Origin of the sequence: Paracoccus haematequi (assembly GCF_900631945.1) — a bacterium.
GTDB classification, from domain to species: Bacteria; Pseudomonadota; Alphaproteobacteria; order Rhodobacterales; family Rhodobacteraceae; genus Paracoccus; species Paracoccus haematequi_A.
The window spans coordinates 76,892-87,631 of the sequence record NZ_UZWE01000031.1; the positions used below are offsets into that span (position 1 = coordinate 76,892).

Sequence of the window (10,740 nt, forward strand, 5' to 3'; positions counted from 1 at the left end):
GATTGTGCGTGATCGGCAATCTTGGATCGGGAAAGAAGGACGGCCGCCAGCAGGCCGAGGCGATCCGCGATGCGCTGGAAGGCCGGGTCGCCGAATTCGCCCTGCGCGCGACCGACCGGGGAGAGCAGTTGGCGGGCCTTGCCCGCCGCGCGGTCGAGGATGGGTTCGACATCGTGGTGGCCTATGGCGGCGACGGCACCCAATCGGCCGTGGCGGGCGCGCTGACCGGGACGCAGACGGTGATGGGCGTGCTGCCGGGCGGCACCTTCAACTATTTCGCGCGTGACCTGGGTGTGGGCGAGACGGTCGAGGATGCGCTGGAAACCCTGCTGGACGCCAAGGTCAGGCCCGTCGATGTCGGCCAGATCGAGGATCTGGTGTTCCTGAACAATGTCAGCCTGGGCGCCTATCCGCATATCCTCAAGACGCGCGAGGGGATCTATGAACGCTGGGGCCGGTCGCGGCTGGCGGCCTATTGGTCGGTGCTGGTGGCGATGCGGCGGCTGCGCCATCCGATGCGCCTGACCGCCACGGTCGACGGCCAGGACCGTCATTTCACCACTGCCCTGGTTTTCGTCGCCCGCAGCGCCTATCAACTGGACGCCTTCGGGCTGGACGGCGCGGATGCGATCCGGGCGGGCAATTTCGCGGTTCTGATTGCCAAGGCGCGCAAGCCCCTGCCGCTGCTGCGGTCTGCCTTTCGGCTGGCTTTCGGCTTCAGCGCCAAGGACAGCGATTTCGACCTGATCCTGACCGACCGCCTGGTGATCGAGACCGGCAAGCGCCGGCAGTTGATCGCCCATGACGGCGAAAAGACCCGCATGGTCAGCCCCTTCCACCTGCGTGTCCGGCATGGCGACCTGAAGGTTCTGGTTCCCGCCGATGGCGTCAGCAAAACCAGGGACGCGCGGGCGTGACGCGGATCGTCCACCTGTCGGATCTGCATTTCGGATTCCATCGCGCCGCCCTTGCCGAACCGCTGCTGGCGCGGGTGAACGGCGCCGGGGCCGATCTGGTGGTCGTGACCGGCGACGTGACCCATCGCGGACGGCGCGGCCAATATGCCCAGGCCGCCGCCTTCCTGTCGCGGATCCGGGCGCCGCTGATGGTGGTGCCGGGCAATCACGACGTGCCGCTGTATAACCTGGCCGTCCGCTATCTGGCGCCCTATGCGGGATTTCGCCGGGCGATGGGACGGCATCTGACGCCTGTGCGGCAGGTGGGCGGCGCGCGGGTTCTGGGCCTGAACAGCGTCGATCCCTTCGCCGTGCAGCGGGGCATCATCCGCAAGGGAGAGATCGGGCGGCTGATCGGCGGCCTGGATCCGTTGGCCACGAACATCGTCGCGCTGCATCATCCGCTGGAACATCTGGCCCAGGTCGACAAGGAACTGGCCCGCCGCGCGCCGCAGGCCCTGTCGCGGCTGGACCGCGCGGGCGCGCAGATCGTGCTGTCGGGGCATCTGCATGTCTGGGCGACGGGTGCGATGCTGGAACAGACGGCCCATCCGGGCGTGCTGCAAATCCAGGCGGGCACGGCTTTGTGCGGGCGGCTGTCGGACCGGCAGAACGAATTCGCGGTCTTGCAGATCGACGGGCCGATGCTGACCGTCGAACGCCATATCGCGCCCATGAACGAACCGGATTTCCGCCCCCCGGAATACGAGCATTTCTCGCGCGAGAGCGGGATCTGGGTCGCCCATCAGCCGCCCGAAACGCCGATCGTCCCCGGCGCGACCGAGACCGCCTTCAGCACCGCGTGAACCGGCAGGCCGGGGCGCAGGTCCAGCGCGGCGGCCGAGCGCGCGGTGATCCGCGACAGGATCACCTGATCGCCCGCCTCCAGCCGCACCAGCACGCTGTCCCCAGCGGGGCTAAGGTCGCGGACCCGTGCGGGGATCACGTTCAGCGCGGAAATTCCCTGCGGCGGCACGGTGGCGATCATCACGTCCTGCGCCAGGATGCGCAGCCGCAGCAGCGCACCGATGGGCGCGGCGATCCGGGGCAGGAACAGCGGTCCTGCCGGGGCCGCCAGCCGGGTCAACCCGTCGCATTCGTGCGCTTCGACCCGCGCGGTCAGGACGGCGCCCGCCTCGGCAAGGCCCAGCAAGGGGGCGACCGCCGGGTCCGACAGCAGCGCGGCGACCGGCCCCGCCGCCGTCACCCGGCCCCGATCCAGCAGGACGACGGTGGTCGCCAGCCGGGCGACCTCGGCCGTGGAATGGCTGACATAGAGGATCGGCAGCCCGGCCTGATCGCGCAGCCGTTCCAGATAGGGCAGGATCTCGTCCTTGCGGGGCTGGTCCAGCGCGGCTAGCGGTTCGTCCATCAGCAGCAGGCGGGGATGTGACAGCAGCGCCCGGCCGATGGCGACACGCTGGCGTTCCCCCCCCGACAGGGCGGCGGGGCGGCGGGTCAGAAGCGGGCCGATGCCCAGCATCTCGACCACGCGCGGCAGATCGGACGGGCGGCCGCGCGCCGTGAACCAATGGCCATAGAGCAGGTTCTGCCGCACCGTCAGATGCGGAAACAGCCGCGCGTCCTGAAAGACATAGCCGATGCCGCGCCGATGCGGCGGCAGGAAGATGCCCCGGTCGCTGTCGGTCAGCACAATGTCCTGGACCGTGACGCGCCCCGATTGCGGGCGCAGCAGGCCTGCGACGGCGTTGACGATGGTGGTCTTGCCCGAACCCGACCGGCCGAACAGCGCGGTCAGCCCGGCGGGGGCCTGGAAGGCGGCGTCCAACGTGAAGCCCGCGAAGGCGTGGCGCAGCGCGACCGACAGCATCAGGCGCCCCGGATCCGCCGCGCGATCAGGCGCGACAGCCATTCGGACAGGAACAGCGCAGCCATGGCGACGGCGACGGCGATCAGCACCAGCCGGGCGGCGGCGGCCTCGCCCCCCGGCACCTGCAGGAAGGCATAGATGGCCGAGGGCAGGGTCTGCGTCTGGCCGGGGATGTTCGACACGAAGGTGATCGTCGCGCCGAATTCCCCCATCGCCTTGGCGAAGGCCAGGATCGCGCCCGCCAGGATGCCAGGCAGGATCAGCGGCAGCGTCACGGTCAGAAACACCCAGAGGCGCGGCGCCCCCAGCGTCGAGGCGGCCTGTTCCAGTCGGGGATCCACCGCCTCGATTGCCAGGCGGATGGCGCGGACCATCAGCGGAAAGGCCATGATCGCGGCGGCCAGCGCCGCGCCGGTCCAGCGGAAGGCGAAGACGATGCCGATCTGGTCCAGCCATTGCCCCACCCAGCCGCGCCGTCCGAAGGTCAGCAGCAGCAGATAGCCGGTGACGACCGGCGGCAGCACCAGCGGCAGATGCACCAGCCCGTTCAACAGCCCATGCCCCGGAAAGCGCCATCGCGCCAAGGCATAGGCGACTAGGATCCCCAGGGGCAGGCTGGCCGCGACTGCCCACAGCGATACCTCCAGCGACAGGCGGACCGCCTGCCACGCTTCGGGGGTCAGCCAGTCGGTCAAGTCAGTCCTTCACGCTGAAGCCATGCTTTTCGAAGATTGCATCCGCAGCATCGCCCGACAAGGCGTCGTAGAAGGCGCGGTCGGCATCGTCCGCAGCCCCGGCCAGCAGGGCGGCCGGATAGATGATCGCCGGATAGCTGTCGGCCGGAAACTCGCCCACGATGGTCACGTCATCCTCGGCGGCGGCGTCGGTGGCATAGACGATGCCAAAGGGGGCCTCTCCGGTCGCGACCAGGGCCAGGGCGGCGCGCACATTGTCGGACTGCGCCACATCGGCCTGAACGCCGTCCCACAGGCCCAGGTTTTCCAGCGCGGCCTTGCCGTATTTCCCGGCGGGCACGGACTCGACCAGGGCCATCGCCAGCTTGCCGCCGTCCAGCAGTCCGGCCAGGTCGGTGTCAGAGCCCATCGTGACCGGCTGCGCGTCGCCATGCGCGATCAGCACCAGCCTGTTGCCCAGGATATCGTCGCGAGTCTGGACCAGACCGGCCTTCTCGACCTCGTCCACCCATTCGACATTGGCCGAGATGAACAGATCGGCCGGCGCGCCCTCGATGATCTGCTTGGCCAGAGCGTTCGACCCGGCATAGGAGATGGTGACGGTGTTGCCGGTGTCGGCGATGAACTGCGCGGCAACCTCGTCCAGCGCGTTTTTCAGCGAGGCGGCGGCGAAGACGCTGACATCCTCGGCCCAGGCGGGCAGGGCGGTCAGAGACAGGGCGGCGGCAAGCAGGGCGGGGCGCATCGGGAACCTCGTGGGATATGTTTTCCCGAACCTATCGCCCTGCCGTGCGGGCCTGCAAGCGATATTTCCGGTTGGACATAACCTGGTGCCCGCCCCTTTTTGCATTGAACCACGGGCCGAACACGACTATATGACCGCCAGTCTTATGGGCGACATGGTCACAACAGACCGCATCGGAATGGGTCGGGCGTCAACGCCGCGACCCTTTGTCGTTCCCGGAAGGCAGCCATAAAGACCGGCGGAGCCAACCGCATGGCCAGTAACATGACCCAAAGGAAAACGATCATATATGTGCGCTAAAGCGACCATGGAGGAATTCGAAGCCCTCCTGAACGAAAGCTTCGACATCGACACCCCGGACGAAGGTTCGGTCGTCAAGGGCCGCGTCATCGCCATCGAGGCGGGCCAGGCCATCATCGACGTCGGCTACAAGATGGAAGGCCGCGTCGATCTGAAAGAATTCGCAAATCCCGGCGAAGAACCCAGCATCAAGGTCGGCGACGAGGTCGAGGTCTATCTGGACCGCGTGGAAAACGCCCGCGGCGAAGCCTCAATCAGCCGCGAGAAGGCCCGCCGCGAGGAAGCCTGGGACCGTCTGGAAAAAGCCTATGCCGATGAAGAGCGCGTCGAAGGCGCCATCTTCGGCCGCGTCAAGGGCGGCTTCACCGTCGATCTGGGCGGCGCCGTGGCCTTCCTGCCCGGTTCGCAGGTCGATGTGCGCCCCGTGCGCGATGCCGGCCCGCTGATGGGTCTGAAACAGCCGTTCCAGATCCTCAAGATGGACCGCCGCCGGGGCAACATCGTCGTGTCGCGCCGCGCCATCCTGGAAGAATCCCGCGCCGAACAGCGCGCCGAGGTGATCGCCAACCTGACCGAAGGCCAGGTGGTCGATGGTGTCGTCAAGAACATCACCGAATACGGCGCCTTCGTCGATCTGGGCGGCGTCGACGGCCTGCTGCACGTCACCGACATGGCCTGGCGCCGCGTCAACCATCCGTCCGAGATCCTGGCGATCGGCGAGACCCTCAAGGTCCAGGTCATCAAGATCAACAAGGACAGCCACCGCATCAGCCTGGGCATGAAGCAGCTTCAGGCCGATCCGTGGGATACCGTCGGCGACAAGTTCCCGATCGGCTCGGTCCATCAGGGCCGCGTGACCAACATCACCGACTACGGCGCCTTCGTGGAACTGGAAGCCGGTGTCGAGGGTCTGGTCCACGTTTCGGAAATGAGCTGGACCAAAAAGAACGTCCATCCGGGCAAGATCGTCTCGACCTCGCAGGAAGTCGAAGTGATGGTGCTCGAGATCGACGAAGCCAAGCGCCGCGTGTCGCTGGGCCTGAAGCAGACGCAGCGCAACCCGTGGGAAGTCTTTGCGGAAACGCATCCCTCGGGCACCGTCATCGAAGGCGAGGTCAAGAACATCACCGAATTCGGTCTGTTCGTCGGCTTGGAAGGCGATATCGACGGCATGGTCCACCTGTCCGACATCTCGTGGGATGCGCGTGGCGAGGATGCGATCCAGGACTTCCGCAAGGGCGACGTGGTGAAAGCCGTCGTCCAGGACGTGGATGTCGAGAAAGAGCGCATCAGCCTGTCGATCAAGTCCCTGGAAAACGAGCACATGGCCGAAGCCGTTGACGGCGTGAAGCGCGGCTCGGTCGTCACCGTCGAAGTGACCGCCATCGAGGACGGCGGGATCGAGGTGGAATACAACGGCGTCAAGTCGTTCATCCGCCGTTCCGATCTGGCCCGCGACCGCCAGGATCAGCGCCCCGAGCGCTTCCAGGTCGGCGACAAGGTCGATGCCCGCGTCACCAACATCGACACCAAGACCCGCCGCCTGGGCCTGTCGATCAAGGCCCGCGAGATCGCCGAGGAAAAGGAAGCCATCGACCAGTACGGCAGTTCGGATTCGGGCGCCTCGCTGGGCGACATCCTGGGCGCCGCGCTGAACCGCAGCAACTGATCGCGGTCCTGACCGCCTGACATCGCCCGTTCCGCCTGCGCGGGACGGGCTTTTTCGTGCCCGCCGGGCGACCGGGTTCCGCTTACGCATCTTGCGTGGCGGGGGCAAAACTGGCATCGCTATGGAAACTGGGAACCTTTTCCTGCGTTGCCTTTTTGTCGCAAGTCTTGCGGACGACGCCTTGCAGCCCGTTACGCCACCTGGGGGGATGATGATCCGGTCCGAACTGATCCAGCTTATCGCTGATGAAAACCCGCATCTGTTCCGGCGCGATGTCGAGCGGATCGTGAACACCGTGTTCGAGGAGATCATCGACGCCATGGCGCGCGGGGACCGGGTCGAACTGCGCGGCTTCGGCGCCTTCTCGGTCAAGAAGCGCGATGCCCGCACCGGCCGCAATCCTCGCACCGGCGAGGCGGTCGATGTCGATCAGAAATACGTTCCCTTCTTCAAGACCGGCAAACTGTTGCGCGATCGGTTGAACGGGGACGCCTGACCGGCATAGAAAGCCCGTAAGGACACCGCGCCGCGCCCTTGCGGCCGCAACCAAGGATATTCCATGCGCTTTCTTCGAGTGATCTTCGTGGTGTTGCTGGCCCTCATCTTGGTGGCCGTGGCTCTTGCCAACCGCGAGACGGTGACGCTGTCGGCATTTCCTGCGAATTTCGGGCAATATCTGGGCGGGCAATGGTCCGTGGCCCTGCCGCTGTTCCTGGTGATCTTCCTGGCCTTCGCCCTGGGAATGCTGGCCGGACTGGTGTGGGAATGGCTGCGCGAATCCCATATCCGGCGCGAGGCGCGGGCCCAGGCCGACCGCGCCGCCCGGCTGGAAAACGAGGTCGGCCACCTGCGCCACCGCCACGCCGCCCCCAAGGACGAGGTTCTGGCGATTCTGGACCGGCCGAAGCCCAAGCCGTCCACCGTTCCCGCCGCCACGACCGCACCGGCGCCGGGCACCACATTGCCCGCCCCCGGTCGCTGAGGAATGGCCCAGGTCAAGATCTGCGGCCTGCGCCGTCCCGACCATATCGAGGCTGCGGCCCAGGCGGGGGCGCGCTATGTCGGGCTGGTGTTCTTTCCGAAATCGCCGCGCGCCGTCTCGGTCGAGGAGGCGGCGTTGCTGATGCAGCACATCCCGATGGGCGTGGCGGCGGTCGGACTGTTCGTGAACCCGGACGATGCGCTTCTGGATCAGGTGTTGGGCCGTGTGCCGCTGGACATCATTCAGCTTCATGGCGACGAAAGTCCCGACCGGGTGGCGCAGGTCAAGGCGCTGACTGGCCTGCCGGTGATGAAGGCGGTGGGGCTGTCCGGTCCCGAAGACCTTCCCGCGCTGACCGATTACGGGCTGGTCGCCGACATGCTGCTGGTGGATGCCAAGCCGCCCAAGGGGGCCGACCTGCCCGGCGGCAACGGCCTGTCCTTCGACTGGCGGCTGCTGGTCGGGCGGAAATGGCTGCGCCCCTGGATGCTGGCGGGAGGCCTGACCCCGCAGAACGTGGCCGAGGCGATCCGCCTGACCGGCGCCCCGGCGGTCGATGTCTCGTCCGGGGTAGAGACCGAGCCGGGCATCAAGGACGAAGGGCTGATCCGCGCCTTTGTCGCGGCGGCCTCGTGACTGTCCGGTTCCGTCCCGCGCATCGGGACGACATTCCGGCGGTTGCGGCCCTGCTGGCCGACGACATCCTGGGCCGGACCCGCGAAGGGGCGGACATGGCGCCTTATCTGGCGGCCTTCGACGCGATGCAGGCCCAGGGCGGCAACATGCTGGTGGTGGGTCTGTCGGATGACCGCATCGTCGCCTGCTATCAGATCGTCTTCATTCCCGGTCTGTCCGCGACCGCCAGCCTGCGCGCCCAGATCGAAGGGGTACGCGTCGCCTCGGACCTGCGGGGCCGGGGTATCGGCGCGCGCCTGATTGCGGATGCCGAGGATCGGGCGCGGGCGGCGGGATGCGGCCTGATGCAGTTGACGACCAACCGGACGCGGGTCGATGCGCACCGCTTCTATGACCGCACGGGCTTCACGCCCAGCCATATCGGCTATAAGAAGCCGCTCTAGGATTTCAGGGAAGGCGCGCCCCATGGCAGACGATCTGGTGAACAGCTACAAGACCGGCCCCGACGAACAGGGCCGCTTCGGCATCTATGGCGGCCGCTTCGTCAGCGAGACGCTGATGCCGCTGATCCTGGACCTGGAAGCCGAATACGAACGCGCCAAGACCGACACCGCGTTCTGGGCAGAGATGGACGATCTGTGGACGCATTACGTCGGACGCCCCTCGCCCCTGTATTTCGCGGAACGCCTGACCGAGCATCTGGGCGGCGCCAAGATCTATATGAAGCGCGACGAGCTGAACCATACCGGCGCGCACAAGATCAACAACGTGCTGGGCCAGATCCTGCTGGCGCGGCGGATGGGCAAGACCCGGATCATCGCCGAAACCGGCGCGGGCCAGCATGGCGTGGCGACGGCCACGGTCTGCGCGCGATTCGGGCTGAAATGCGTGGTCTACATGGGCGCGCATGACGTTGAACGCCAGGCGCCCAACGTGTTCCGCATGCGCCTGCTGGGGGCCGAGGTCGTGCCCGTCACCAGCGGCCGGGGCACGCTGAAGGACGCGATGAACGACGCGCTGCGCGACTGGGTGACGAATGTGCGCGACACCTTCTATTGCATCGGCACGGTGGCGGGGCCGCATCCCTATCCGGCCATGGTGCGCGATTTCCAGTCGATCATCGGCAAAGAGGTCAAGGAACAGATCCTGCCCCGCGAGGGCCGTCTGCCCGACACGATCATCGCCGCGATCGGCGGCGGGTCGAACGCCATGGGGCTGTTCTATCCGTTCCTGGACGACAAGGACGTGCGCATCATCGGGGTCGAGGCCGGGGGCAAGGGCGTCGACGACCGGATGGAGCATTGCGCCAGCCTTTCGGGCGGCCGGGCGGGCGTGCTGCACGGCAATCGCACCTATCTGTTGCAGGACGACGACGGTCAGATCCTGGAAGGCCACTCGATCAGCGCCGGCTTGGATTATCCCGGCATCGGCCCGGAACATGCCTGGCTGAACGACACGGGCCGCGCCGAATATGTCAGCATCACCGATGCCGAGGCGTTGGAGGCGTTCCAGCTGTGCTGCGCCCTTGAAGGCATCATCCCGGCCCTGGAACCCAGCCACGCCTTGGCGCATGTGATGAAGATCGCGCCCGACCTGCCGCGCGATCACCTGATCGTCATGAACATGTGCGGGCGCGGCGACAAGGACATCTTCACCGTCGCCAAGCATCTTGGATTTGATATCAAGACATGATGTCAGCGGCTTAGCGTCAGAATATCGAAACGGCTTTCAAGATGGGGGGCGGGGAACATCACCCGCCCCCCGGTCTTGCCGGTCATCTGGACCACCGCGACCTGGGGTGTGCGTTGCGGGCTGGCCTGGGGATCGAAGGCGGGCAGGTCGGCATAGGGCGGCGGCGTGTCGCCCGCGATGAATCCCACGCCCAGATAGACCAGCCGGTCGCCATCGCGATGGATGCGCCCCCTGGTCCGCTGCGATCCGGTCAGCTTTTCCAAACTGCCGTCGCTGCCGATCCGGCAGCGGAACGGCGGATAGACGGTCAGCGGCAGCAGCCCGCCGATCTTGATCGTCCGGCATGCCCATTCCCCCGCCAGCAGCGGCAGCGCCTGATCGGGCGGCAGCGGCGCGCCCTGCAAGACATCGGCCAGCATCGCCACGTCGGCCGGATCGCCGCCTGCGAAAGCCTGCAACAGCGCGTCGCCTGCCGCCGCGTGGAACGCGCCCAGCCTGCGGTCGTCGTCGGGACGGATCGCCGTGCCGTCGCCCAACTGCTGCGCCAGCCCTGCCAGGGGCAGCAGACACAGCGCGGCGGCCAGCAGCTCAGTTCTGCGCATCGGCGGCATGGGCGCGCAGCAGTTCCAGCGGAATGATGTCCAGGGCGCGGGCATGGGTCGCCTCCAGCACCACCTTGGGCGCGCCGAACTCCTGCGCCGCTTGAAGGAAGCGCGCCGCGCAAAGACACCAGCGGTCGCCCGGCTTCAACCCGTCGAAGCGGAATTCGGGACGCGGCGTCGACAGGTCGTTGCCCAGGTATTTCGACAGCGCCAGGAATTCGGCATCGACGATCACGCAGACCGTATGACTGCCCGCATCGCCTTGCCCGGTATCGCAGCAGCCGTTGCGGTAAAATCCCGTCAGCGGCGACATCGAACAGGGCTCCAGCCGGGTTCCCAGCACGTTCAGCGATGGCTCCATGGCGTATCCTCCTGCCGCAAGGCTACGGCTGGCGGAAGCGATCCGTCAACTGCCGCAGCTTGTCGGTCAGGCTGGCGGGCTGTTCGGAAACCGCCGGGACAGGCGCAGCGGCAGGGGGCGTCCGCGGCGGCGCGCCGGGCGGGGGGGTGGCGGTGGGGTGGTGGTGTTGCTCTTCTATCCGGGGGGGGGGGGGGGGGGGGGGGGGGGGGGGGGGGGCCCCCCCCCCCCCCCCCGCCTTCGCCGCCGCGCGCGCGTCCCGACCCTATTGGAT

Annotated in this window: 13 protein-coding genes; 8 read left to right on the forward strand and 5 right to left on the reverse strand. The window is 67.3% G+C overall.

Annotated features, from left to right (window positions below):
• Positions 1 to 8 precede the first annotated feature (8 nt).
• Both PARHAE_RS11435 and PARHAE_RS11440 read left to right on the forward strand, forming a co-directional pair.
• Complete coding sequence (locus tag PARHAE_RS11435) at positions 9 to 917, forward strand: diacylglycerol/lipid kinase family protein (protein WP_241232781.1); 909 nt, start codon at positions 9 to 11, stop codon at positions 915 to 917.
• Complete coding sequence (locus PARHAE_RS11440; RefSeq protein WP_126154747.1) at positions 914 to 1,762, forward strand: metallophosphoesterase family protein; 849 nt, start codon at positions 914 to 916, stop codon at positions 1,760 to 1,762. Before PARHAE_RS11435 ends, PARHAE_RS11440 begins: the two co-directional genes overlap by 4 nt.
• Here PARHAE_RS11440 and modC read toward each other — a convergent pair.
• The 3 genes from modC to modA are packed head-to-tail and all read right to left on the reverse strand — an operon-like array spanning position 1,702 to position 4,227.
• Positions 1,702 to 2,790, reverse strand: coding sequence for a molybdenum ABC transporter ATP-binding protein (modC, locus tag PARHAE_RS11445; RefSeq protein ID WP_126154764.1), 1,089 nt, complete (start codon positions 2,788 to 2,790; stop codon positions 1,702 to 1,704). The two genes, PARHAE_RS11440 and modC, sit on opposite strands and share 61 nt — an antisense overlap.
• Complete coding sequence (gene modB, locus PARHAE_RS11450; RefSeq protein WP_126154748.1) at positions 2,787 to 3,482, reverse strand: molybdate ABC transporter permease subunit; 696 nt, start codon at positions 3,480 to 3,482, stop codon at positions 2,787 to 2,789. Before modB ends, modC begins: the two co-directional genes overlap by 4 nt.
• A gap of 1 nt (position 3,483) precedes the next feature.
• A complete protein-coding gene (modA, locus tag PARHAE_RS11455) occupies positions 3,484 to 4,227 on the reverse strand; it encodes a molybdate ABC transporter substrate-binding protein (protein ID WP_126154749.1) in 744 nt (247 codons plus the stop codon).
• 289 nt (positions 4,228 to 4,516) lie between these two features.
• Between modA and rpsA the strand changes: the two genes are divergently transcribed.
• From rpsA to trpB, 6 genes are all read left to right on the forward strand, one after another.
• A complete protein-coding gene (gene rpsA, locus PARHAE_RS11460; protein ID WP_126154750.1) occupies positions 4,517 to 6,196 on the forward strand; it encodes a 30S ribosomal protein S1 in 1,680 nt (559 codons plus the stop codon).
• A gap of 211 nt (positions 6,197 to 6,407) precedes the next feature.
• The gene (ihfB, locus tag PARHAE_RS11465) at positions 6,408 to 6,692 is read left to right on the forward strand and encodes an integration host factor subunit beta (protein ID WP_089388111.1); all 285 of its coding nucleotides are present in this window, start codon (positions 6,408 to 6,410) and stop codon (positions 6,690 to 6,692) included.
• Between the two features lie 63 nt (positions 6,693 to 6,755).
• Positions 6,756 to 7,178 carry a lipopolysaccharide assembly protein LapA domain-containing protein gene (locus PARHAE_RS11470; RefSeq protein WP_126154751.1) on the forward strand — a complete coding sequence of 141 codons (423 nt, stop codon included), beginning with the start codon at positions 6,756 to 6,758 and terminating at the stop codon, positions 7,176 to 7,178.
• Positions 7,179 to 7,181: 3 nt separating this feature from the next.
• Entirely contained in the window at positions 7,182 to 7,814 is a 633-nt protein-coding gene (locus tag PARHAE_RS21680) for a phosphoribosylanthranilate isomerase (RefSeq protein ID WP_126154752.1), read from the forward strand.
• Positions 7,811 to 8,257 carry a GNAT family N-acetyltransferase gene (locus PARHAE_RS11480; RefSeq protein WP_241232782.1) on the forward strand — a complete coding sequence of 149 codons (447 nt, stop codon included), beginning with the start codon at positions 7,811 to 7,813 and terminating at the stop codon, positions 8,255 to 8,257. Before PARHAE_RS21680 ends, PARHAE_RS11480 begins: the two co-directional genes overlap by 4 nt.
• 22 nt (positions 8,258 to 8,279) lie before the next feature.
• Positions 8,280 to 9,506, forward strand: a complete 1,227-nt coding sequence (gene trpB, locus PARHAE_RS11485) for a tryptophan synthase subunit beta (protein WP_126154754.1) — start codon at positions 8,280 to 8,282, stop codon at positions 9,504 to 9,506.
• A 2-nt stretch (positions 9,507 to 9,508) separates the two neighbouring features.
• Here trpB and PARHAE_RS11490 read toward each other — a convergent pair whose 3' ends face one another.
• Together PARHAE_RS11490 and PARHAE_RS11495 are read right to left on the reverse strand one after the other, a co-directional pair.
• Positions 9,509 to 10,108, reverse strand: a complete 600-nt coding sequence (locus PARHAE_RS11490; RefSeq protein ID WP_164555221.1) for a DUF4893 domain-containing protein — start codon at positions 10,106 to 10,108, stop codon at positions 9,509 to 9,511.
• Positions 10,095 to 10,469: a DUF2237 family protein gene (locus PARHAE_RS11495; RefSeq protein WP_126154756.1), complete on the reverse strand. Its 375-nt coding sequence runs from the start codon at positions 10,467 to 10,469 to the stop codon at positions 10,095 to 10,097. Before PARHAE_RS11495 ends, PARHAE_RS11490 begins: the two co-directional genes overlap by 14 nt.
• Between the last annotated feature and the right edge of the window lie 271 nt (positions 10,470 to 10,740).